The sequence below is a fragment of the Lachnospira eligens genome (assembly GCF_009680455.1).
In the GTDB taxonomy this organism is placed as follows: Bacteria; Bacillota; Clostridia; order Lachnospirales; family Lachnospiraceae; genus Lachnospira; species Lachnospira eligens_A.
The window spans coordinates 110,191-134,604 of record NZ_WKRD01000007.1; the positions used below are offsets into that span (position 1 = coordinate 110,191).

Consider the following 24,414-nt stretch of genomic DNA (forward strand, 5'->3'; position numbering starts at 1 on the left):
GTTAATGATATCAGAGAGGCACAGCAGTAATGTTGTGCCTTTTTTATTGGGGTGGTATTGAAGCACTCTGCTTTTTTATGCTATAATGCAATATGTATGAGTCGAAGTAGGCTTTGAACACAAAATACAGTGAAGAACAAGGAGATGGAAGTTTTATGAAACATTTGATACTTGCATCGGGTTCACCAAGACGAAGAGAATTAATGAGTCAGGTAGGACTTGATTTTACTGTTGTTACAAGTGATGCAGATGAGAATATTAAAGAGATGGAGCCTGAAGATTATGTAAGAGAATTATCTTCTATTAAGGCACAGTCTGTATTAGAGCAATATGCAGATAAAGATGATTCTGTAATCGTTATAGGTGCAGATACTATTGTTTATCATAAAGGAGAGATTCTTACCAAGCCTAAGGATGAAGAGGATGCATTCAGAATTCTTAAGTCTTTAGAAGGTCAGATACATCAGGTGTATACAGGTGTAACTATATGCAGCACACATAAGAATGTAAGTTTTTATGAAAAGACTGATGTGTGGGTATATGATATGACTGATGAGGAAATCAGGGATTACATAAGCACAGGAGAGCCTATGGATAAGGCTGGTGCATATGGTATTCAGGGAAAATTCGCAGCATACATTAAGGGTATTGAAGGCGACTATAATAATGTTGTCGGTCTGCCTGTTGCAAGACTTGTACATGAGCTTAAAACATTTTAAGGAGAAAATATATGGTTAAATTCGTAGCAAGTGACCTTGATGGGACATTGCTTCTTAACGGAGCACAGAGCGTCGATGAATCTACGATACAGTATATCAATAAACTTGTTGATAAAGGCGTTATATTTGCACCGGCTAGTGGCAGGCAGATAACGAGTCTTAAGAGACTTTTTGGGGCTGTCAGTGATAAGCTTGCATATATTGCAGAGAATGGTGCACTTGTGGAATACAAGGGTGAAACTATTGGAAAGACTGCGATGGATAGGAAGCTTGCGTTAGAGATAATTGAGGATGTAATTGAACAGCCTAATTGTGAGGTGCTTGTATCAGGAGAACATACGTCATATATTAAGCCTAAGTCTCAAGAATATTATTACAGGATGACCAAGGTGGTCAATTATCATACTACATTAGTTGATAAGTTCACAGACATTGACGAGGATATATTAAAGATAGCTGTGTGTGATATGACAGGAATTAAGAACTCTAAAGAACATTTTATTAACAAATGGAGTGATAAGGCTTCAGTACTTGTATCGGGAGAACTTTACTTAGACCTTATGGACACTAATGTTAATAAAGGAAGAGGAATTGAGCAGGTTCAGCAGTATTTTGGACTAAAACCTGAACAATGCATGGCATTTGGTGATAATTATAATGATATCGCTATGTTGGATAAGGTATATTATTCATATGTTATGGAGAAAGCTGTAGAAGATGTTAAGAAACACGGGCGTTTCGTAACAGGATGGGTAGAAGGAACATTAAGAGAGCAATTTAAAGAGATAAGATAAGGAGATTTAAGTTATGGATAAACATATTGATGAGTGTGCGAAGGTGTTTTTAAGAGATCAGAAACAGCTTTTCGATGAGCCTGTTGCATATGATTTAGAGGAAGCTAAGGAATTCTTAGAGGACTGTATGGCGGTATACTGCAAGGATATTAAAGAATTAAGAGAAGTGATGGATGATGAGGGAATGGATGTATCTGACTTAAGCAATGATGAGCTTCTTGAGCAGTTAGAAGTATTCAGGCTTGATAATGGCGGATATTTCTTCGTGGAAGGATAGTACAGATGCGTATAAATGTTGTATGTGTAGGCAAGATTAAGGAAAAGTTTTATACCCAGGCAGTTGAAGAGTATTCTAAGAGACTTTCAAGATACTGTAAGCTTGATATTGTTGAACTACCTGATGAGAAAACACCGGATAATGCAAGTGATATAGTCAATGAACAGATTAAGAATAAGGAAGGGGAGAGAATCCTTTCTGCCATTAAAGATGATGCTTATGTATGTGCACTTGCAATAGAAGGGAAAATGCTTGATTCTGTTGAACTATCAGAAAAGATTGAAAGACTTGGAATAGAAGGAACAAGTAACATAACATTTGTAATAGGAGGCTCTTTGGGACTTGCAGATGCAGTACTTAAGAGAGCTGATTATAAGCTGAGTTTTTCAAGGATGACATTTCCGCACCAGCTTATGAGAGTTATTCTTTTGGAACAGATATATAGGGCTTACAGGATTATGAAGAATGAGCCATATCACAAATAATTAAAGAGGATAGAATATGAAAAGAAGAAAAAAAACATTTATTATATTAGCAGTTATTCTTGTTGTAGTTCTGTTAGTTGCAGGATATATTAAGTTCTTTAATGGACGTCTGATATATTTCACAACAGGAATGAAGAGCGGTGAGCTTATTAAGACAGCAGGACAGAAGACAACTAATACATGCGAGGCAGATATTCTCATGTCTGATGTGAAGAAGGAATATGAGGAAATGTTTGGCAGTAATATATGGAGAGAGAAAATTGGTGATGCTGATTTTGAAAGCTATATTAAGGACCAGATTAAGAGTAAGTTAATGCGCGTCAAGGCTATGAATGTTAAGGCTAAGGAACGCGGTGTTGTGCTTGGAAGAGAAGAAAAAGATTCTGTGGGTAAGGCTGTTGATGCATTTTACAATGAATTAACTGAATCGCAGATAAGCAGTACAGGAATAACTAAGGATAAACTGAATACAATGTTTACTGAATTTGCAATAGCACAGAAACTCTACGATGACCTTACTTCCAGCATGGATATTGAAGTAAGCGCAGATGAGGCAAGAGTTATTGATATCCAGTATATTGTATCAGATTCAGAGGAAGATATTAATAAAGCATATAATCTTGTGAATTCAGGAAGTTCATTCTTTGCTGTTGCCAAGGAGTACAATGCGGATGGCGAATATGAGTACGAACTGAAACGTGGCGAGATGGATGCAGCATTTGAAAAAGCAGCATTCAATCTGTCTACTGGTGAGATGAGCAGTATAGTTGAGTCAGCAGGCAGATATTACATTATAAGATGTACATCGGATAATGATAAGGCTAAGACTGAGGTTAATAAGTCTGCAATTCTTGAAAAGAGAAAGTTAGAGCAGTTTAATACTGATTTTGAGAAATATGAAGCTGGTATATATATGGAATTTAATAATAGCGAATGGAAGAAATTAAGTATTCAGGATGCGTATACGTTGGGAAGCAGCTTTGAGGATACTTTCAATGCGTATTTTGGAAAGTAAAGAGGAGAGTAATTAATAATGGCAGCTAATAAATATGATGCTAACAGTATATCTATACTGGAGGGCCTTGAAGCGGTAAGAATGAGACCTGGTATGTATATTGGAAGTGTCGGAACAAAAGGTCTTAATCATCTTATATATGAGATTGCGGATAATTCAGTGGATGAACATCTTGCGGGTTTTTGTACACAGATAAATGTAACTCTTAATGATGATGGAACAGCAACTATCAAGGATAATGGACGAGGTATTCCTATCGGAATCCATCCTAAAGCCGGAATACCTGCGGTTGAGGTTGTATTTACAGTACTTCATGCAGGCGGCAAGTTCGGAGATGGCGGATATAAGATATCAGGAGGACTTCACGGCGTTGGTGCATCTGTAGTTAATGCACTTTCTGTATGGCTTGAGGTTGAGATAAGAGTTGATGGTGGTGTGTACAAGCAAAGATACGAGCGTGGAAAAGCAACAGCGCCACTTGAAAAGATTGGTACATGCAGAAAAAATGATACTGGTACAACTGTTACATTTCTTCCTGATGGAGAAATATTTGAAAAGACAAGATTCAAAGCAGACGCGATAAAGAGCAGGCTTCATGAGACTGCATATCTTAATCCGGGGCTTACAATTGAGTTTGAAGATAAGAGAAAGGGCAGCGAGGATAAGGAAACTTTTCATGAGCCTGACGGACTTAAGGCATATATCAAAGACCTTAACAATGGCAAAGAGACAGTATGCGATATCGTCTACTTTAAGAAGAAGCAGGAAGATATTGAGGTTGAAGTAGCATTTCAGTTTGTTAATGAATTTGAGGAAAATATTCTTGGCTTCTGTAATAACATATACACTCAGGAGGGTGGAACGCATATTACAGGCTTTAAGACCAAGTTTACAATGATTATCAACCAGTATGCGAGAGAACTTGGCATCTTAAAGGATAAGGATGCGAATTTTACAGGTCTTGATGTAAGAAATGGTATGACTGCAGTTGTTGCAGTTAAGCACCCTGCACCAAGATTTGAGGGACAGACCAAGACCAAGCTTGATAATCCGGATGCTGGTACAGTTGTTGCAAATGTAACAGGAGACGAGGTACAGCTTTATTTCGACAGACATTTGGACGACCTTAACGCTGTAATTGCATGTGCTGAAAAATCTGCGAAGATACGAAAAGCAGAAGAAAAGGCTAAGACAAATATGCTTACAAAGCAGAAGTTCTCTATAGACAGCAACGGAAAGCTTGCCAACTGTGAGAGCAAGAATCCGGAGGAATGTGAGGTGTTCATTGTTGAGGGAGATTCAGCTGGAGGTTCAGCAAAGACTGCAAGAAACAGAAGAACTCAGGCAATTCTTCCAATCAGAGGTAAGATTCTTAATGTTGAAAAGGCAAGTATTGATAAGGTACTTGCCAATGCCGAGATTAAGACAATGATTAATTCATTCAACTGTGGATTCTTAGAGGGCTACGGTAATGACTTTGATATTAGCAGATTAAGATATAATAAGATTATTATCATGACTGATGCCGATGTGGATGGAGCACATATTGATACACTGCTTCTTACATTTTTCTACAGATTCATGCCTGAGCTTATTAATCAGGGACATGTATATATTGCTACACCACCTCTTTACAAGGTTGTTCCTAAGAAGGGCGAGGGTGAATATCTATATGATGACAAGGCACTTGAGGATTACAGAAAGAAGCATACGTCAGGAACATTTACACTTCAGAGATACAAAGGTCTTGGAGAGATGGATCCTGACCAGCTATGGGAGACAACTCTTAATCCTGAAACAAGAATTTTAAAGCAGGTTGAGATTGAGGACGCAAGGCTTGCAACTGAGGTTACAGCAATGCTTATGGGTACAGATGTACCACCTAGAAGAGAATTTATATATACGCATGCTAATGAAGCTGAGATTGATGCGTAAAAGCTAAAGGAGTAGAAAATGGCTGAGAAGATTATAAGGACTGAGTATTCTGAGGTTATGCAGAAGTCCTATATAGATTATTCCATGAGCGTTATTACAGCAAGAGCACTTCCTGATGTAAGGGACGGTTTAAAGCCGGTACAGAGAAGAGTGCTGTATGCCATGGACCAGTTGGGGCTTAATTACGACAAGCCTCACAGAAAGTCTGCACGTATCGTTGGTGATACAATGGGTAAATACCATCCACATGGTGACAGTTCAATATATGAGACACTCGTTGTACTTTCACAGGATTTTAAGAAGGGTATGGCTCTTGTTGACGGACACGGAAACTTCGGTTCTATCGAAGGTGACGGAGCTGCCGCTATGCGATATACAGAAGCTAAGTTAAAAAAGTTCACACAGGACGTATATCTTGCTGACCTTGATAAAAATGTTGTGGATTTCGTGCCTAACTTTGATGAGACAGAAAAAGAGCCTGAGGTTCTTCCTGTAAGAGTACCTAATCTGCTTGTAAATGGTGCAGATGGTATTGCGGTTGGTATGACAACTAATATCCCTCCACACAATCTATCAGAGGTTGTTGATGCAGTATGTGCATATATGGATAATGAGGATATCACAACAGACGAGCTTATGCAGCTCTGCCCTGGACCGGATTTTCCTACAGGCGGAATTGTAATTAATAAAAGCGAGCTTGGTGCAATATATGAGACTGGAACAGGTAAGATTAAGTTAAGAGGCAAGGTCGTATTCGAGCCTGCCAAGAACCGTTCTGAGAAGGACAAGCTTGTTATTACAGAGATTCCATATACAATGATTGGTGCTAACATAGGTAAATTTATATCTGATGTAGTAAGCCTTATAGAAACTAAGAAAACTACTGATATTGTCGATATTTCCAATGAATCTTCTAAGGAAGGAATAAGAATTGTCCTTGAACTTAAGAAGAACGCTGATGTCAAGAATCTTGAAAATCTTCTTTACAAGAAGACCAAGTTGGAAGATACATTTGGCGTAAATATGCTGGCTATCGTTGATGGAAGACCTGAGACCTTAGGTATTAAGGATATAATAAAACACCACATTAATTTCCAGTATGAGCTTGCTACAAGAAAGTACACAACACTTCTTGAAAAGGAGAAGGCTAACAGGGAGATTAAGGAAGGTCTTATAAGAGCATGTGATATTATTGACCTTATTATCGAGATATTACGAGGCAGTGCTAATCTTAAGATGGCTAAGGACTGCCTTGTTAATGGTAATGTTGAGGGAATCAAGTTTAAGTCAGAGCAGTCAAAAAAGCAGGCTGCAGGTCTTGATTTCACAGAGAAACAGGCTGGCGCAATATTAGAAATGCGTCTGTACAAGCTGATTGGTCTTGAAATTCTTAATCTTCAGAAAGAATATGATGAATGTGTCAAGAAGATTGAGAAGTATGAAAAGATACTTGGCAGCAGAAAAGAGATGGCTAAGGTTATCAAGTCTGACCTTCTTAATATTAAGAAGGAATATGGTGTTGCAAGAAGAACTGTAATTGAAGACGGAGAAGCTGCTGTATTTGAGGAAAAGAAGATTCCAGAGATGGAAGTTATGTTTATTATGGACAGATTCGGATATGCAAGAACCATTGATATGGCTGCATTTGAGAGAAATAAAGATGCTGTATTTAATGAGAACAAATATGTCATTCCGGTAATGAACACAGATAAAATCTGCATATTTACTGATACGGGAGATCTGCACCAGTTAAAGATAAAGGATCTGCCATTCACTAAGTTCAGAGATAAAGGCACACCGATTGATAATCTGTGTAACTATGACAGCTCTAAGGAGATAATTGTGTACATTACTCCATTTGAACGACTTAAGAATCAGAAAATGCTTTTTGTCACAAGACAGGGAATGATGAAGCTTGTAGACAGTGAAGAATTCCAGGTTGCAAAGCGTACAGTTGCATGTACAAAATTAGCAGATGACGACAAGCTAATCGGAATGTATTCAACAGACGCAAGAGTAGAGATTTATTCAAAGTTCTCACTTGATGGAGAAATCAAGGAAGAAGAGGTTGTCGAGAGCAACCAGAATGTAATTGTACAGACAGAAAACGGAGTGTTCTTAAAGTTCCCATTAACAGACATTCCAATGAAGAAGAAGAGTGCTGTAGGCGTAAGAGGAATCAAGCTTTCAAAAGATGATTATATAGAAGATGTATTCCTGCTTACAGAAGGTGATGAGTTCACAATGGAATATAAGGGCAAGAGTATCAGCTTTGCCAAGATGAAGACGGCACACAGGGATACTAAGGGAACTAAGATAAGAGTATGATTTTAACGGTTGGGGAGTCGAAGAAGTGCTTCACACCATCACAACTAAGGTAAGCGGTCCTAGTGGCTGTAAATGCCGCCATATACAGAGTTTATAACGGTGCTGGAAATCAAACGCGCTTCGCTTGAACGAGATTTCCAGCACCGAACTTTTGTATATGGCGGCATAACACCCACACGGACAGCTTACAATTTAGTTGTGATGGTGTGAAGCACTTCTTCGACATGACCACCGATAAAAAAGTATATTTTTCTAAAATATAAATGGATAGTTAGTTAAATTGTTTTTGGATTGTCGAGACTACATTTGAAAGAATAATTTGACCAGCGAGTTCACTTTGTTAGTCAGAATATGGTATGGGATTATCCATACCATTTTTTTATACTGGAGACATATGGCATGAATCAAAATCGGTAATTCGTGGTGGTAGTGTCTGTGAGTTAAGCGTTAGCGACAACTGCATGTAAGCTTACCGTGTGGGTGTTAATGCCGCTATATACAAAAGTTCGGTGCAGGAAATCTCGTTCAAGCGAAGCGCGTTTGATTTCCTACACCGTAATAAACTCTGTATATGGCGGCATTTACAGCCACTAGGTCAGCTTACCTAAAGTTGGCACTAATGCTTAACTCACAGACTGTACAACCCCGAAACTAATTCTCATCCATATATTTATCATATATAGCAATAACCTTATTCATAACCTCTGGACCAGGAGCTCCAAGAGTAAGTCTCTTATCTACACAAGTCTGAAGGCTGATAGCCTCGTAGATATCTTCATCAAATACAGGGCTTACAGCCTTGTATTCTTCAAGTGAAAGGTCATCAAGTGCAATATTTTTCTCAATGCACATAAGAACAAGCTGACCGACAATACCGTGGGCTTCTCTGAAAGGAACTCCCTTTTTAACAAGGTAGTCAGCAGCATCAGTAGCATTAGTGAAGCCGTTCTTTGCTGAAGCTTCCATTCTCTTGTTGTTGAACTTCATAGTATCAATCATGCCCTTGAAAAGGCTGATGCAGCCTTTGACTGTGTCAAATGCGTCAAATGATAATTCCTTATCTTCCTGCATATCTTTATTGTAAGCAAGAGGAATACCCTTCATTGTTGTAAGGAGGCTCATAAGAGCACCATATACTCTGCCTGTCTTACCTCTTACAAGCTCTGCGATATCAGGGTTCTTCTTCTGAGGCATAATAGAGCTTCCTGTACTGAAAGCGTCATCAAGTTCTATGAATCTGTATTCATTGGAATTCCAGATGCATATTTCCTCAGAGAAACGGCTTAAATGCATCATGATAGTTGATAATGCAGATAAGAATTCAATAAGGTAATCTCTGTCAGAAACAGAATCCATGCTGTTGAGTGTTGGACCATAGAAACCAAGAAGAGAAGCAGTAAGTTCTCTGTCTAATGGATAGGTTGTTCCTGCAAGTGCACCTGCACCAAGAGGGCAGTAATTCATTCTTTCATATATATCGTGAAGTCTGCTTCTGTCGCGCTTGAACATTTCGAAATATGCACCGAAATGATGAGCAACAGTAACAGGCTGTGCCTTCTGAAGATGAGTAAATCCAGGCATGAATGTATGAGTGTTTTCTTTCATGATTCTTAAGATAACAGCCATAAGCTCTTTAAGCTCAGCATCAGTATTAAGAACTTCCTGTCTTGTGAAAAGTCTCATATCAAGAGCAACCTGGTCATTTCTGCTTCGTCCTGTGTGAAGTCTCTTTCCGGCATCACCGATTCTCTCAATAAGAGTAGCCTCCATAAATGTATGGATATCCTCGTATTCATCAGTGATTTCAAGCTTTCCTGATTCAATATCAGCAAGAATTCCCTTAAGACCTTCTACAATCTGCTCACTTTCGCTTTCAGGAATAATTCCCTGCTTGCCGAGCATAGTAGCATGTGCAATACTTCCTTCAATATCCTGCTTATAGAACTTCTGGTCAAATGAAATTGATGCGTTGAAGTTGTTAACAAGCTCATTAGTTTCTTTGGTGAATCGTCCACCCCATAATTTCATTTATAAATCCTCCTTGAATTAAATATCTGTATTTTCTTCATTAAAATTATCTTCTTCATCTTCAATAGAAGAGAGAAGACTGTCAGTAAGTTCATCATCAATATCAGGTGATTCAAGATTCTCGAAATCATCCATATCATCAAGAATAGAACTTTCTATATTATCATCAGACAGTTTCTTAATATCTTTGTTAGTAAGAGACGGATCATCAAGATATTTTCTGATAACTAACGGAAAATGTGCCATATTTACTTTTTCTGCTTTAATAAAGCAGCTGGCAAGATAAATGCCAATCAATATAATAATGCAAAGTGTAGTAATAACGCAACCCAATATTAAATTAACAGGACGATATTTTAATACAACGGTATGAGTTCCGGCACTTACGTCAACACATAACAATGCATTTTCCCAGGCATAAGTGTCAGCTTTCTTGCCATCAATATACACAGACCAGCCACCATCGTATGGAATAGAGAATAATATTGCTTTGTCTGAGGAAGCAGTAAGAGTTCCTGTAAATTTAGTATCAGAGAATTTCTCAACCTGATAGCTTTCTGAATTGAGTTTATTGTAAGCCCTGATGAATTTGTCTTCATCGAGTGTGTATACAGAAAGATTCATTCCGCCGGTATCAGAAGTTACTTCGACAGTATCTGTGTCGTGGACATAACCAATATCAAGAATCCGGTTATTGCTCTTTATATTATTGTAGGTGTAAGTGGTTGTGTTATTAATAGTAACAGTTACGGAATCAACAGATTTATTCGCAACTGACAGGTACATATGACCACTCTTTGAAGGTGTGATAATACAATCGGCTTCAGTAGGGAATGAAGTAGTATATTCAAATACATCACTTATTCCGGTAAGAGATTGAATAAGAATATTCTGGTTCTCAATACCATTGTTATTCTTAGCCATAACAAGGTCATATGCTGTTGAACTGTTAATCGCATAACCAATAGGAAGTGTGTAATTATTCTTATACACAAATTCACCATCGCTGCCTGTATAATAATTTCTTATATCACTTTCAACTAAAAGTCGGTTAGAAATAGTGTATTTTACAGAGAAAAGAGAATCAGTAACAGCGGTAAGACCATTGCAGCCATATGCATTAGTTGAATTTTCCATTCCTATAAGGTTGTAAAGCTTTGACATCCCTGCATTGCATGTTGATGAAAATGTTGAAACAGTTCGGTAATTATGCCATGCACCATCATTTTTAGAACGCGCTCCAAAAAGCTTATCCATTCTATAGAAGGATGTGTCATTATCAGATACGGTTTTTGTAACAGTCTTTACGGCATCATAATCAAGAAGATATGATGTACGGCTTGTTGTTCCAATACCGGTTGCATCCATATTCATTGTACATTCAATGATTGATACTGAGAATGTAAGCATAAGAACGACAGGAATCTTGAACTTGGCGTTGTTATGAATAAACATTAACAGACCATATATAAGAATAAATATTCCACTTATATATACACTCTTAAATGAATATTCAGTCTCTGAGTTAATAAAAAGTTCTTCCATAATAAGCAGAAGACCAATTGCAATCCATAATGATGCACCAAGCTGCCTGTTAGTAGAATTCTTAAGGTTAATAACAGCTTCATAGCACATTGCAAGCAGGAAGAATATATATATGAATGACTGTCTGCAAGGCAGGCTGTTAGGAAAATGCATACCATGCCATATATAGTTAGGTATATTTAAGTTAAATGCTGTCAGGAAGATAAGCAGGATGACACATTTGCCAATCTTTTCACGTGCATTGACTTTGCTGCACATAATATAAAGCGGTAGCAGTACAAAAACAGCAACGCCGCAGTATATGTTAGGCAGATGATCCAGTCCTAAATGAACCGGAATGTTGATAAGCTGTCTTGTGAGCATTGATAATATGCTGAAATAAGAAATAAGCTTATCAGGGAATGTCGTGTCGCTTGAGGCTGAAAGTGAAAATGTATAGAATTCAGGCAGAAGAAGACACGCTCCCAGTCCACCGGCAAGCAGTGAATATACACAGAAATTAATAAATTTCTTCACATACTGCATAGGGCTTTTAATACCGTTATAAGCAATCATAAGAACAACATAGTAAATCACTACTGAAAGGCATACCATGATTGCAATATAATAATTAGTAAATATACATAATCCTAGAGTTATGCAATAGAATATGCAGCGGTTCTCATTAACAAGTCGTTCAAGTCCAAGCATGATAAGTGGAATCAGAATAACACAGTCAAGCCACATAATATTCCAGCTGTATGCCGCAATGAAGCCGGACATACCATAGAACATACCGAATATGGCAGCAATTACATGCTTGTTATTATTGTGTTTAGTAAGATAATACGTTAAAGAAAGACTGCTGCCAGCTATCTTAAGTATTATAAATGCATTCATTATCTCTATAGTGTATTTCTGTGGAAAAAGTGCAACGAACCAGTTAGATGGACTTGCAAGGTAATATGCAAACAGAGATGTGAAGTTAGTTCCCATTCCTATATTCCATGAGTAAGTAAGACTTTCACCATTTCTTATCTTGTGCCACAGTTCTGAAAAGAATGGCGCATACTGATGATACATGTCAGACCTCAGATAACATTCGTTTCCCCATGGAAATATGCCTCTTGTATAGTACAGTGCCATCATCATTATAACTGGAAGTACAAAGGCAGCAAGATATGTAAAGTTAGAATTAAGAATTGATTTCTTTGATGAATTCATGGCTTCCCTCCCTTAGCCGGTAATAGTAACATTTTACCAAAGAACGAAAAAAGTGTAAACAATTATAGGCAAATTAGGCTTGTATTCGATAGTACAATTTTGTAAAATAGAAAAGTACGCAAAAGGAATCTCCAAAGGGTAATGCTTAAGGAGAGTGTACATGGAATACAGACAATTATATAAAAAACACAAAAGGGCTGTGCAATACGGAATATGTGCAGTTTTTCTGATTATAACCGGATTGATATATCTGGCAGGAAGAAAGAACGCTTCAGTGTCAGAGAATACATTTGCAGATAATGTCGTATCAAGTAGTATAGAAGACAGCTGGCATATGGAAAGTGAATCATCAGTTGAGGACATATATGTGTATATATGTGGTCATGTTAATTCTCCAGGTGTTGTAAAGTGCCTGAAGGGAACAAGGCTGTATGAAGCAGTGGCAATGGCTGGTGGAGCTGATGATTTGGCTGATATGTCTGCAGTTAATCTTGCAGCACTTGTTGCTGATGGGGAAAGGATATATATTCCGGCATATGGAGAGGATATTTCTGTTATAGAAGAACAGACAGAGGGGATTGTTAATATTAATAAAGCTACAGAAAGTGAGCTTATGACACTGCCGGGAATTGGAAGTTCAAGGGCGGCAGATATAGTAAGATACAGGACAGATAATGGCAGATTCCAGACAATAGAAGATATAATGAAAGTGTCTGGAATTAAGGAAGCAGCATTTAATAAGATAAAGAATTATATTTGCGTATGATAAGATGCATATGCATAGAAAGTAAAAAGGAGTAGATTATGGCAGGCAGAGTTTTAGTTGTTGATGATGAGAAAATGATTGTTAAGGGACTTAAGTTCAGTCTTATGCAGGATTATAGTGTTGTAGACTGTGCATATGATGGTGAAGAAGCTCTCGAGTATGCTAAAAACAATGAATATGACATAATCCTTCTTGATATTATGCTTCCCAAGCTTGATGGATTATCAGTATGCCAGCAGATAAGAGAGTTTTCAGATGTGCCTATAATTATGCTGACAGCTAAAGGCGATGACATGGACAAGATTCTTGGCCTTGAGTATGGTGCAGATGATTATATTACAAAACCATTTAATATTCTTGAAGTTAAGGCGAGGATGAAAGCTATTTTAAGAAGAAATGCTGTGACAGAGAAGAAAGCAGCAAAGAACAATATTATTAATGCGGGTGATATGAAGATAGATTGTGACAGCCGTAATCTGTATATTGCAGGAAGACCTATTAATCTTACTGCTAAGGAATTTGATCTTCTTGAATTGTTAGCAGTTAATCCAGGAAAGGTATACAGCAGGGATAATCTTCTTAAAGCTGTGTGGGGACAGGATTATTCAGGTGACGGCAGAACGGTTGATGTCCATATGAGAAGACTTCGTGAGAAGATTGAAGATAATCCGAGTGAACCAAAGTATGTTCACACTAAGTGGGGAGTAGGTTACTATTTTAATGTTTAATAAGATTAAAAAAAGAAATGACCATAGGAAAATCTTTTTTGACAGAGAATTTGAGTCATTTTTCAGGTTCATAAATAAATATTCAACAAGACAGTTCGCAGTTATGGCGGTAATAGTTGCAACAGCGGTAATCTGTACATTTGAAGGTTTTGAGTATATTTACAGGCAGTCTGTAATTACAAGACAGACTGCGGTTATACAGAATGAAGCGGTTCTTATTGCAGCAGAATATTCTAATTATGAAAGTCTGGAAGCAGCTGAGAATAATGATATGAACAGCAGACTCAGCAGTTATTCGGCACTTAATCAGATAAGAATAAGAATTGTTAATCTTAATTATGTTGTCAGTGTTGACACATATTCTATTGATACTAATAAGACAATTCTTAATCCAAGGGTATTCGATATATTCAGTAATCATAAGAACAGTTCCGGCTATGATAAGAAAACGGGTAATATACAGGCTGCTGTTCCGGTATACAATGATTCAGGTACATTTATAGCCGTTCTTGTAGCTGATCTTGATTACACAGAGATAGATGCAATGTTTCACGATGTGAACAGTCAGAATAATAATATTAAACTGGTTATTATAACAATATGTCTGGCATTACTTATCGTAGGCATATATTTTCTTAACCGGCCTGTAAAAAGGGTGCTTGATATTGTTTCAAATGTAAGTGCAGGGCATACTGATGAAAGAATCCCTGTCAGGAGTTATACCGAAATACGTGAGATTGCAGATGATTTTAATAATATAATGGACAGAGCTAATGAAACAGACCAGTCCAGAGCAGAATTTGTTTCGAATGTGTCACATGAATTAAAGACACCTATAACCTCGATTAAAGTATTGGCGGAGTCTCTTAATACGCAGGAAAATGTGCCAATAGAAGTGTATCAGGAGTTCATGCAGGATATTGTAAGTGAAATAGACAGAGAAAGTAAGATTATAGAAGATTTACTTACTCTTGTCAGAATGGATAAATCTGTTGCAACACTTAATATTACATCTGTTAATATGAATGATTTGTTAGAGATGACCCTCAAGAGAGTTAAGCCATTAGCACAGAAAAAGAATATTGAACTGCTTTTTGAAAGTTTCAGACCGGTTGTTGCACAGATTGACGAAGTTAAGATGACACAGGTTATATCCAACCTTGTTGAGAATTCTATCAAATACAATGTCGAAGATGGATGGGTACATGTTTCACTGAATGCAGATTATCAATATTTTTATATAAGAGTTGAAGATTCAGGCATAGGAATACCAGAGGAAAGTATTAATAAAATATTTGAAAGATTTTACCGGGTAGATAAGGCAAGGTCGCGTGAAACGGGCGGAACAGGACTTGGACTGGCTATTGTAAGAAACATAATTCTTATGCATCATGGAACTATTAAGGTTCATAGTGAGGAAAATATAGGAACAACATTTACAATGAGAATACCTCTTAATTATGTTGAAAACCAGCAGTAATGCAGGCGGAAGTATGCCATTGGACATATTTATAAGCTGTTAAGAATATCAGGATAGGAAAGGAGCAGTTATGATGGGACATATAAGGAAAGCTATTATGAAATTGACATCCGTTATAATTGTTATTGCAGTAACATTTATAACTGTTTCATGTTCTTCGCAGAAGAAGGGAACTGCATATTCTGTATATTTCCTTAATGAAGACGGAACATCACTAACTGAAGGCAGAGTATACATTGAAAGTCAGGACGCTGTTTCAGTTGCAAATGAACTCCTTGAAAAAATGAATGTTGCAAAAGGCAGGCATACAAGCATAATTAAGCCGGTGTCTGTATCGCAGCCAACGGTTGAAATTAATGGAATATACGCAGGTGTCTATTATGACAGCTCTTATTATGGAATGAAACCAAGTACCGAAGTACTTTACAGGGCAGCAGTTGTTAAAGAATTATCACAGATAAGTGATGTTCTATATGTTAGATTTTATGTTGATGGTAAGGATGCTGTGTATGAAGATGGAACAATCATAGGAAATATGAGTGATGAGGATTTTGTAGATACACAGGAAGGTGCTATGGCTGATGTGAAGTGGAAGACGATTAATCTGTATTTTGCTAACAAGTCAGGAGATGCCCTTGTAAAGAACAGCAAGAGAATCTGTTATAATAAGAATGTATCTGTTGAGAAGGTTGTAATGGAACAGCTTATTAAAGGAACAACAGAGTCGGGGTGTTATCAGAGTATTCCGTCGAATACCAAGCTGCTTAGTATATCTGTTGTCGACAGGATATGTTATGTTAATCTCAGTCAGGAATTTGCAACTGATATGGTTAATGCAAAGAGCAATGTGACTATATATTCAATTGTTAATTCCCTTTCAGGACTGGAAGGAATTGATGGCGTTAAGATACTTGTCAAGGGAAATTCTAATCTGATGTATAGAGATGCAATTAGCCTTGATACAGTATTTTATATGAATAATGAACTTGTAAAAAAAGATTTATCTGATAATTAATGGTCGTTTCTGGAAAGGATATTATTGAAGAGACCATTTTTTGTGGCAGCAGTTATGAGCATTGCTGCAGTATATTTGTCATTATATGCTAAGTTATATATCGTTATTATAGTGGGAATAATGGTGTTTACTGGATTCCTTATATATCTTAAGAAAACAGGAATTCCTGGTTTTTATGTGATTTTTATCATGATGTTTCCAATTATGTGCCTAAGAACTGAAGTAAGTATGGAAAAGCTATGCTATCAGGGGCAATTGTCAGATAAAACACATATTGCTTATGTAAATGGATACATAGCAGATATTAAACAGTCAGAAAACGGTTATGCGGTGTATATAAGAAATGCCTTTGTTATGCCGGATTCATGGGGCAGGCAGTTTAAAAGCGGTTTGGTAGTATACTCAGAAAAAAGATTTGCCAATCCAGGGGATGAAGTTAAGATTAAAGTAACATTAAAGGATTTTAACATACCATCTAATGAAGGGCAGTTTAATGCCAGAAAATATTATACATCACTTGGATTTAATTATTGTGCAGATTTGTCAGATATTGTGAATATACAGTCTGGAAGTAGTTATATTTCCAGCATTTACAGATTTGCAGATTCCATAAAAAATATTTACAAAAATGTATATTCTGAGCAGAATGCAGGAATTATGCAGTCGATTGTGTTAGGTGACAGGTCAGGGCTTGATGATGATGTAAAGAGAATGTATCAGAAGAATGGAATTTCCCACATTTTGGCAATAAGTGCACTTCATGTTTCGCTTGTTGGAATGTTTATATATGACTGGTTAAAGAAGAGAATTGCAAGAATCGCATCTGCATGTTTTAGTACATTTCTTATTATTTCATATTTGTGCATGACAGGTTATAGTGCATCTGCCAGCCGTGCTGTAATAATGATTCTTGTATATATGCTGGCAGACGTGCTTGGAAGAACCAGTGATATGGCTAATACATTAGGGATAGCAAGTGTTATTCTTCTGTGGATTAATCCATATAATCTTATAAATTCAGCTTTTTGGTTGTCATTTCTTGCTGTGGCAGGAATTATATATATTAAACCCATACTGTCTGATGATAGAACTATTCTTATATATATAAGACGTCCTGATAAAAAGAATGCAGGATTTTTTCAATTAATTTTATTCAGAATCGCAGATTCGGTTATTACAGGCATGTGTGTTACAATTGCGACACTTCCGGTAATTCTTATTATATCTGGGCAGATTCCTGCAATAAGCCTGTTTCTTAATGTTATAGTAATTCCACTTATGTCGTTGATAATGATAAGCGGTATATTTACGGGAATTGCTGGCATGCTATCTCTTGAAGCAGCATATTTTTTTGCGGGAGCAGGTGGATATATTCTTGATTTTTATTATAAGCTGTGCAGTTTGTCATCACATTTTAAATATGCAGTCATTGTTACGGGAACCCCTGATACTGCAAGGGTGTTTTTATATTTTGCGGTTTTAATTATATGGATATGTGTACATATTATATTGATGAATAAAAAATTTGATGCTGTATGTATTGCTTTATTAGTATGTGTGCTGACAGGGCTGCATTACAATATTAATTCAGATATGAAGATTGCCATGCTTGACGTTGGACAGGGGGATTCAATTGTTATGCATACTAAGGAGGGCATGAATGTATTGTTTGACGGAGGAAGCACAAGCAAGAAGAATGTCGGGAGGTATACCATATATACTTATCTAAAATATTGTGGTGTAAGAAGTCTCGATTATGTGTTTATAAGTCATCCGGATAAAGACCATGTTAATGGAATATATGAATTGATTGAATTGTGTGATAACACATTTGAGATAGGTACTGTTGTACTGCCGGGAATCAGGCAGACTACGGCAGTAAAGAAGCAGGATTGTGATGATATGTCGAAGTTAGAGAGAACATTGAAAGCTGCTGGTATTAATGTTGTTTATGCTGATGCGGGTGACAGTATTAAATCGGGAGAATTCTCGGTTAAGTGTATGCACCCATGCGAGGGTTATGATTACGAGTCAGCTAACGACTATTCTGCTGTATATCTTGTGGAATATGGATATTTTTCTATGCTTATGACAGGTGATGCGGAAAAGAAGGCAGAAAAGTGCATTGTTGAGGATGCCAATAGGATGGCAGGAGATGCTGGTGAATCAGCACGGTTTATGTCAGTTAATATATTGAAAGTCGGACATCATGGAAGTAAGGGGGCGAGTTCAGAAGAATTTTTAAGTTATGTAAAGCCTGAAAATGCATTGATATCTTGTGGGGCAGGTAATTCATATGGACATCCTCATATGGAAACTTTACAGAGATTGTCGGGGATTGGAGCAAAGGTGTATAGGACAGACGAAAGTGGAGAGATTGCGGTGCGTGTCAGGGATGGTTCGTATAAAATTGAGGTGTTTAAAGCTTTGAAAGGATAGAACTGTGAAGATATATAACAGGTTGTGAGAAAATATTTTTTAACTTGAACCACTTGTACATATCTGATACTATTGTTTAAGATTAGAAACGGAGGCAGCAGGTTTGAAGGTCATAAGTGATGATATTAAGAAGGGTGAATTTAAGAGTGTATATCTTCTGTATGGAGAGGAAGAGTATCTTAAGAAGCAGTATAGAGACAGATTAAAGAATGCTATAGCTGGTGATGATACAATGAATTATTCATATTATGATTCGGATAATGCCAGCGTTAAGGATATAATTGATGTGTGTGAAACACTGCCTTTCTTTGCCCAGAAGAGACTTGTTATTATGGAAAATACCGGTTTTTTGAAAAGTTCTAATGATGAGCTTGCAGATTATATTAAACATATTCCTGATTATCTTGTTGTTGTTATGGTAGAAAAAGATGTGGACAAGCGTAATAAGGTATATAAGGCAGTTGATTCTGTGGGATATATATGCGAGATGAAGCCACAGACAACTGCTACTCTTGAAAAATGGATAGCAGGGCTTCTTGCTAAGGATAATCTTAAAATAAGCAGGGAAGCATGTGATTTGATACTTGATAAGACAGGTGCAGGCATGGATTATATAAGGCAGGAGACAGAGAAGCTTGTGAGTTATTGTCAGGGAAGGGATGTTGTGACAGTAGAAGATGTAGAGAAAGTATGCGCAACACAGACAACAAGTCATATATTTGATATGATAAGTGCAATTGCAAATAAGAAACAACAGCAGGCACTTGATTTATATTATGATTTGTTGGAATTAAAAGAACCTCCTATGAGAATACTTTATCTTATAGTAAGGCAGTTTAACGGAATATTACAGGTGAAAGATCTTATGTCAAGGGGGATTTCAGGTAAAGAGATTGCATCAAAGATAGGAGCAGCGCCATTTGTTGTCGGTAAATATCAGGCACAGGCAAAATATTTTGAGATGAATACACTACTGGATGCATTGAATGAATGTGCTAAAACTGAAGAAGCAGTTAAGCAGGGAAGGCTTAATGACAGGCTGGGAGTAGAGCTTATTATAATTAAATACAGTAAATAAAAAAGAACCCGGTGCGAGTGGGTGTCAGCACCGGGTTCTTTAAATTATTAAAATTCTTATTAAGCCATTGCGTTAACAGCTTTAGTAATGTGAGATACTTTTCTTGCAGCAGCGTTCTTGTGGAAGATTCCCTTAGAAGCAGCCTTCTCGATCTCAGCTATAGCAACAGGGAGAGCTTCGTTAGCAGCAGCCTTGTCACCAGCAGCAACAGCAGCCTCTACCTTCTTGATATAAGTCTTAACTCTAGACTTAACCGCCTTATTTCTCTCAGCTCTTACCTGACTTGTAATTACTCTCTTCTTAGCAGATTTAATGTTAGCCAATCCGTACACCTCCAAATCATAATTCAATAATAATATCTGTTTCGCATTAAAGCCGGACACGGACGATCTAATGTAAACATACTCACACATTTTATAGTACAAACATCTATATGTCAAGAACCAAATAAAGATTTTGGTATAAAAATTTCATTTTTCTGCACAATATGTTGGGGAGGAGATGTGAAAAATGGATAATATAGTTGTAAGAACTGACCTTGCAGTAGAGGCAAATGAAGAAGCAATGAATGGAACAGGAAAACTGAGGGGGATAAGATTAAGAGAAAGCAATAAATCAAGGATGGGAGTGAAGGTCACAGAATTGCAGGTGACAAATCATTTGGGCGAAGCCGCGATAGGAAGACCCAAAGGAACTTATCTTACTATAGAGGCAGATGATATTGCAGGTGGGGACGAAGAATATGCAAAAGAAGTTATATCGACATTGGCAGGATATATATTTAAGCTTTTAAAGCGTATGAATAAAAATGTCAAACCAGAAAAGGTTCTTGTTATTGGACTTGGCAACAGAAATATAACATCGGATTCATTAGGACCTGAGGTTGTAGATAATATTTGTATTAAGATAAGTGAGGGCGATGAGACGGGAGTATGCACACTTAGTCCGGGAGTTATGGCACAGACAGGTATTGAAACTGCAGGAATTATTAAAGGCGTTGTAAGTCAGATAAAGCCGGATGTATGCATAGCAATAGATGCTCTTGCTGCAAGAAGTGTGAACAGATTAAATAGTACTATACAACTTTCTGACCAGGGAATTAATCCTGGCTCAGGTGTTGGAAATCACAGAATAGGAATAACAAAAGACAATATAGGTGTTCCGGTGCTTGCAATTGGCGTGCCTACTGTTATAGATGCCGAAGGGATTATTCAGGGGGCAGGAAAAATGTATGTAACCCCGAAGGACATTGATTCAGACATTAGAAACATAAGTATCATAATATCCAAAGCAATTAACCGTGTTGGTGTTCATATTCATGGCTGATGTGAATACAATATAATGGTAATGCAAAGTAAGGAGGATATATGAGTGATAGAAAGTACAGGCCTGTGTATATGTTTATATTCATGGGCTTAATGCTTATGGTAATAATGATGAATTATAGTTTTAATCTAACATATTATATTCAGAACAGAATTTATGAAAATGCAGTTAAGACATTGTTTCCTGTAGAGACATATTTTGAAGATAATTATGATGAAAATGCAGGTTCGGTGTGGGTCGATTCGGAATATATGTTTAGCATGGCAAAGGAGGATAAAAAACCTGCTACACAGACGGATGAGGGGGTCGTGGAGGCAGGCGCTGAAGTTTGTCCTTGGCCTATACAGGAAAATGCAGCTGGAAATGTTTATAATATTGCAGATTTAAATAATTATGATTTTCTTATGAAGTTCTATACAGTCACATCCATCACAAGCCTGACAACACAGATAATGCGTCCGGAGGAATTTCTGGCAAAAGACCTGTCATTAGAGAAAAATGCGGATTCTCCGCAGATTCTTATATTTCATACACATTCACAGGAGGGATTTATGGATACGGTTGAAGGAGATACGTCTACAACAATAGTTGGTGTTGGAGATTATCTAACAGATATACTCACTAATACATATGGTTACAATGTTTATCATGATACGAGTGTGTATGATTATATTGATGGGAAGCTTGACAGAAGCAAGGCTTATACATATGCAGAAGAAAATGTGACAAAAATACTGAAAGAAAATCCGTCAATTGAGGTTGTAATAGACCTTCACAGGGATGGTGTTCCGGATACTACAAGACTTGTAACCGAAGAAAATGGAGTAACAATGTCAAAGGTAATGTTTTTTAATGGAATAAGCTACAGCAAGGCAAAAGGAGATATAGGCTATCTTTACAATGCAAACAGAGATGATAATCTGGCAATGAGTCTTCAGATGTATCTTTTAGGAGAAGCGTATTATCCGGGGCTGTTACGGAATATTTATATTAATGCATATCGTTACTGCCTGCATATGAAAGGCAGGTCGATGCTTATAGAAGCAGGAGCACAGACTAATACAAGTACAGAGGTTAAAAATGCGATGATACCGGTGGCAGATATGCTTGACAGATTGTTGAGGGGTGAGAAGGCGTATACACAGTGAAGCGAAGTGCATCTTGTTTTTACCTCACATTTTCCCTATAATGGGCGGTGGTGATATTCTGTCGCCCATTCCACCACACACGATAGTGTAAAATGGCATATGAAATTAATGTATGAATGGGGAAAAAACCTATTAAAGCTTCTAAAGGTGATGAAATAGTAGGTTTATTGAGAGAAAATTCTGAGGATAATTAATGCGGATAAAGAAAATTGCCTACTAAATTGATGATTTAAGCCAAAATAGTAGGTCTTTTTGCTGATTAGAACTGTCTGATATTATAGACATATAAGAAAAAGACCTACTAAAAGTGTGAATAGTGTTTATCTAGTAGGCGTTTTAGTTGAAAAGAAGAATTACAAACAAACTAACAATGAGGAAAAGACCTACTAGATTGCTAAATATGATGAAATAGTAGGTAAAGGAGGTAAAATATGAGTAACAACATTTTAGCAGATTTACAGCCACACGCTGTCTTTAAATATTTTGAACAGATATGTGCAATTCCACATGGCTCAGGCAATGTGAAGCAGATAAGTGATTATCTGTGTGAATTTGCACGTGAGAGAAATCTGTGGTTTAAGCAGGATGAAAGTTATAATGTGATAATTAAAAAGCCGGCAAGTAACAGCGAGAGCAAGGCTGCACCTGTTATTTTGCAGGGACATATTGATATGGTAGCTGTAAAAACGAATGATAAGGTTAAAGATATGGAAAAAGATGGTCTTGACCTTTATATAGATGATGGATATGTCAAGGCTGACAGGACAACCTTAGGTGCTGATGATGGAATAGCAGTTGCTTATGCGCTTGCTATATTAGACAGCAAGGATGTGTGTCATCCGCCGATTGAGGCTGTGTTTACAGTAGATGAGGAAATTGGAATGCTTGGTGCGGAGGCAATTAATACTGACTGTCTTGAAGGTAAAATTATGCTTAATATAGATTCGGAGGAGGAAGGAATATTCCTTTCAGGATGTGCAGGAGGAGCAACTTTAAAGGCTTCTTATCCATTGAAAAAATCGGACATCACAGGAACGCAGATGTCTATTAAAATTAATGGCCTTACAAGCGGACATTCTGGAACAGATATAATATGCCAGAGAGCTAATGCTAATATTCTGATGGGACGTCTTCTTTTTGCTGTTAAAGAATGTGTGAATATTGTAAGCATATCTGGTGGTGAAAAAGATAATTCTATAGCTCCATTTGCTGATGCGGTTATAATGACACAGGAAGCAGATAAGGTTGCAGAGCTTCTTAATAATACTGCAGATGTCTTGAAAGAGGAGTATTCGGTTACTGACCCACATCTTACCATCAAGGTGAATTGTGAAGGTGAAGGCAGCACTTTGGCATGTGATGATGCGACAACGCAGATGCTTATAAATGTGCTTAATTTTATACCTGATGGTGTTGTTAAGATGAGTAATGATATCAAGGGGCTGGTGCAGACTTCACTTAATCTGGGGGTTGCAGAGCTGGCTGAGAAAACATTTGCAGCAACCTACTTAATAAGGAGCAGTTCGCAGAGTGAAAAAGAATATCTTACTGATAAGGTTGGAAAAATGACTGAATATCTTGGTGGAACTTATGAACTTAAAGGTGTTTATCCAGCATGGGAATTTAAGAAGAATTCTGCAATCAGGGATATGCTGTGTGAATCTTATAATAGACTTTTTAATAAAGAGGCTTTGGTGGAAACAATGCATGCAGGTGTTGAATGCGGTATTATGGCTGCAAAGATTGATGACCTTGACTGTGTATCGTTTGGCCCTGATATAATTGATATCCATACTGTAAAAGAAAAATTGGATATTGCTTCGACACAAAGGACATGGGAGCTTATAACTGACGTTTTAAAACAGTTGGCATGAATAATTGAATAATACTATATATTGTGTTAGTCGTATCTGGTAAAATGAGCTGAAAAAAGCTTTTTTTATACCAGATACGACATTTTTTATACCAAATGCGACATAAACTCAACAGAACATGACAAAACATATAGAATACTATATATATTGTTGACAGAGATTTGCTATTAATATACTATATTACTTGTACAAAACATTTATTAAATTCCGTGCGCAGGGGGATAGGAAACA

General features: G+C 37.1%; 19 protein-coding genes. 16 read left to right on the forward strand and 3 right to left on the reverse strand.

The genetic code is table 11. From position 1 onward, the window contains the following. The first annotated feature begins 155 nt into the window (after nt 1-155). Genes GKE48_RS10170 through GKE48_RS10200 form a run of 7 tightly spaced genes read left to right on the forward strand, consistent with a single transcriptional unit; the run spans nt 156 to nt 7,553 of the window. On the forward strand, nt 156-719 hold the full coding sequence (locus GKE48_RS10170; protein ID WP_022097197.1) for a Maf family protein: 564 nt from the start codon (nt 156-158) through the stop codon (nt 717-719). 11 nt (nt 720-730) lie between these two features. Further along, nucleotides 731-1,513, forward strand: a complete 783-nt coding sequence (locus GKE48_RS10175; RefSeq protein ID WP_022097196.1) for a Cof-type HAD-IIB family hydrolase — start codon at nt 731-733, stop codon at nt 1,511-1,513. Between the two features lie 13 nt (nt 1,514-1,526). After that, on the forward strand, nt 1,527-1,790 hold the full coding sequence (locus GKE48_RS10180) for a hypothetical protein (protein ID WP_022097195.1): 264 nt from the start codon (nt 1,527-1,529) through the stop codon (nt 1,788-1,790). A 5-nt stretch (nt 1,791-1,795) separates the two neighbouring features. After that, nucleotides 1,796-2,275, forward strand: coding sequence for a 23S rRNA (pseudouridine(1915)-N(3))-methyltransferase RlmH (gene rlmH / locus GKE48_RS10185; RefSeq protein WP_022097194.1), 480 nt, complete (start codon nt 1,796-1,798; stop codon nt 2,273-2,275). 16 nt (nt 2,276-2,291) lie between these two features. Continuing rightward, on the forward strand, nt 2,292-3,290 hold the full coding sequence (locus GKE48_RS10190) for a peptidylprolyl isomerase (protein ID WP_022097193.1): 999 nt from the start codon (nt 2,292-2,294) through the stop codon (nt 3,288-3,290). 18 nt (nt 3,291-3,308) lie between these two features. Beyond that, entirely contained in the window at nt 3,309-5,225 is a 1,917-nt protein-coding gene (locus tag GKE48_RS10195) for a DNA gyrase/topoisomerase IV subunit B (protein ID WP_055215263.1), read from the forward strand. 18 nt (nt 5,226-5,243) lie between these two features. Then, nucleotides 5,244-7,553 carry a DNA gyrase/topoisomerase IV subunit A gene (locus tag GKE48_RS10200; protein ID WP_022097191.1) on the forward strand — a complete coding sequence of 770 codons (2,310 nt, stop codon included), beginning with the start codon at nt 5,244-5,246 and terminating at the stop codon, nt 7,551-7,553. Nucleotides 7,554-8,204: 651 nt separating this feature from the next. Here GKE48_RS10200 and argH read toward each other — a convergent pair. Both argH and GKE48_RS10210 read right to left on the reverse strand, forming a co-directional pair. Beyond that, a complete protein-coding gene (gene argH / locus GKE48_RS10205) occupies nt 8,205-9,581 on the reverse strand; it encodes an argininosuccinate lyase (RefSeq protein WP_055285785.1) in 1,377 nt (458 codons plus the stop codon). Nucleotides 9,582-9,599: 18 nt separating this feature from the next. Next, nucleotides 9,600-12,329, reverse strand: coding sequence for a YfhO family protein (locus tag GKE48_RS10210; protein WP_154301026.1), 2,730 nt, complete (start codon nt 12,327-12,329; stop codon nt 9,600-9,602). A gap of 160 nt (nt 12,330-12,489) precedes the next feature. On the opposite strand from GKE48_RS10210, the gene GKE48_RS10215 reads away from it, so the two are divergent. The 6 genes from GKE48_RS10215 to holA all read left to right on the forward strand — a co-directional run bounded on the left by GKE48_RS10215 (nt 12,490) and on the right by holA (nt 19,835). Further along, nucleotides 12,490-13,095, forward strand: coding sequence for a helix-hairpin-helix domain-containing protein (locus tag GKE48_RS10215; RefSeq protein ID WP_022098184.1), 606 nt, complete (start codon nt 12,490-12,492; stop codon nt 13,093-13,095). A 38-nt stretch (nt 13,096-13,133) separates the two neighbouring features. After that, entirely contained in the window at nt 13,134-13,823 is a 690-nt protein-coding gene (locus tag GKE48_RS10220; protein ID WP_022098185.1) for a response regulator transcription factor, read from the forward strand. Then, nucleotides 13,816-15,303 carry a sensor histidine kinase gene (locus GKE48_RS10225; RefSeq protein ID WP_022098186.1) on the forward strand — a complete coding sequence of 496 codons (1,488 nt, stop codon included), beginning with the start codon at nt 13,816-13,818 and terminating at the stop codon, nt 15,301-15,303. The genes GKE48_RS10220 and GKE48_RS10225 overlap by 8 nt, the downstream gene beginning before the upstream one ends. A 97-nt stretch (nt 15,304-15,400) precedes the next feature. Beyond that, nucleotides 15,401-16,318 carry a GerMN domain-containing protein gene (locus GKE48_RS10230; protein WP_172678245.1) on the forward strand — a complete coding sequence of 306 codons (918 nt, stop codon included), beginning with the start codon at nt 15,401-15,403 and terminating at the stop codon, nt 16,316-16,318. A 24-nt stretch (nt 16,319-16,342) separates the two neighbouring features. Continuing rightward, nucleotides 16,343-18,757, forward strand: a complete 2,415-nt coding sequence (locus tag GKE48_RS10235) for a DNA internalization-related competence protein ComEC/Rec2 (RefSeq protein WP_154301027.1) — start codon at nt 16,343-16,345, stop codon at nt 18,755-18,757. A 103-nt stretch (nt 18,758-18,860) separates the two neighbouring features. After that, nucleotides 18,861-19,835, forward strand: a complete 975-nt coding sequence (holA, locus tag GKE48_RS10240) for a DNA polymerase III subunit delta (RefSeq protein ID WP_022098189.1) — start codon at nt 18,861-18,863, stop codon at nt 19,833-19,835. Between the two features lie 59 nt (nt 19,836-19,894). On the opposite strand, the gene rpsT is transcribed toward holA, so the two are convergent. Then, nucleotides 19,895-20,158: a 30S ribosomal protein S20 gene (gene rpsT, locus GKE48_RS10245; RefSeq protein WP_041688124.1), complete on the reverse strand. Its 264-nt coding sequence runs from the start codon at nt 20,156-20,158 to the stop codon at nt 19,895-19,897. A 187-nt stretch (nt 20,159-20,345) separates the two neighbouring features. Between rpsT and gpr the strand changes: the two genes are divergently transcribed. The 3 genes from gpr to GKE48_RS10260 all read left to right on the forward strand — a co-directional run bounded on the left by gpr (nt 20,346) and on the right by GKE48_RS10260 (nt 24,183). Next, nucleotides 20,346-21,161, forward strand: a complete 816-nt coding sequence (gpr, locus tag GKE48_RS10250; protein ID WP_154301028.1) for a GPR endopeptidase — start codon at nt 20,346-20,348, stop codon at nt 21,159-21,161. A gap of 41 nt (nt 21,162-21,202) precedes the next feature. After that, entirely contained in the window at nt 21,203-22,309 is a 1,107-nt protein-coding gene (locus GKE48_RS10255) for a stage II sporulation protein P (protein ID WP_154301029.1), read from the forward strand. A 431-nt stretch (nt 22,310-22,740) separates the two neighbouring features. Beyond that, nucleotides 22,741-24,183 (forward strand): aminoacyl-histidine dipeptidase, encoded by a 1,443-nt coding sequence (locus GKE48_RS10260; RefSeq protein ID WP_154301030.1) that lies wholly within the window; start codon nt 22,741-22,743, stop codon nt 24,181-24,183. The last annotated feature ends 231 nt before the right edge of the window (nt 24,184-24,414 follow it).

Coding starts and splice junctions, on each gene's coding strand:
- GKE48_RS10170 (WP_022097197.1), top strand. CDS start 156: ATGAAACATTTGATACTTGCATCGGGTTCACCAAGACGAAGAGAATTA.
- GKE48_RS10175 (WP_022097196.1), top strand. CDS start 731: ATGGTTAAATTCGTAGCAAGTGACCTTGATGGGACATTGCTTCTTAAC.
- GKE48_RS10180 (WP_022097195.1), top strand. CDS start 1,527: ATGGATAAACATATTGATGAGTGTGCGAAGGTGTTTTTAAGAGATCAG.
- rlmH (WP_022097194.1), top strand. CDS start 1,796: ATGCGTATAAATGTTGTATGTGTAGGCAAGATTAAGGAAAAGTTTTAT.
- GKE48_RS10190 (WP_022097193.1), top strand. CDS start 2,292: ATGAAAAGAAGAAAAAAAACATTTATTATATTAGCAGTTATTCTTGTT.
- GKE48_RS10195 (WP_055215263.1), top strand. CDS start 3,309: ATGGCAGCTAATAAATATGATGCTAACAGTATATCTATACTGGAGGGC.
- GKE48_RS10200 (WP_022097191.1), top strand. CDS start 5,244: ATGGCTGAGAAGATTATAAGGACTGAGTATTCTGAGGTTATGCAGAAG.
- argH (WP_055285785.1), bottom strand. CDS start 9,581: ATGAAATTATGGGGTGGACGATTCACCAAAGAAACTAATGAGCTTGTT.
- GKE48_RS10210 (WP_154301026.1), bottom strand. CDS start 12,329: ATGAATTCATCAAAGAAATCAATTCTTAATTCTAACTTTACATATCTT.
- GKE48_RS10215 (WP_022098184.1), top strand. CDS start 12,490: ATGGAATACAGACAATTATATAAAAAACACAAAAGGGCTGTGCAATAC.
- GKE48_RS10220 (WP_022098185.1), top strand. CDS start 13,134: ATGGCAGGCAGAGTTTTAGTTGTTGATGATGAGAAAATGATTGTTAAG.
- GKE48_RS10225 (WP_022098186.1), top strand. CDS start 13,816: ATGTTTAATAAGATTAAAAAAAGAAATGACCATAGGAAAATCTTTTTT.
- GKE48_RS10230 (WP_172678245.1), top strand. CDS start 15,401: ATGAAATTGACATCCGTTATAATTGTTATTGCAGTAACATTTATAACT.
- gpr (WP_154301028.1), top strand. CDS start 20,346: ATGGATAATATAGTTGTAAGAACTGACCTTGCAGTAGAGGCAAATGAA.
- GKE48_RS10255 (WP_154301029.1), top strand. CDS start 21,203: ATGAGTGATAGAAAGTACAGGCCTGTGTATATGTTTATATTCATGGGC.
- GKE48_RS10260 (WP_154301030.1), top strand. CDS start 22,741: ATGAGTAACAACATTTTAGCAGATTTACAGCCACACGCTGTCTTTAAA.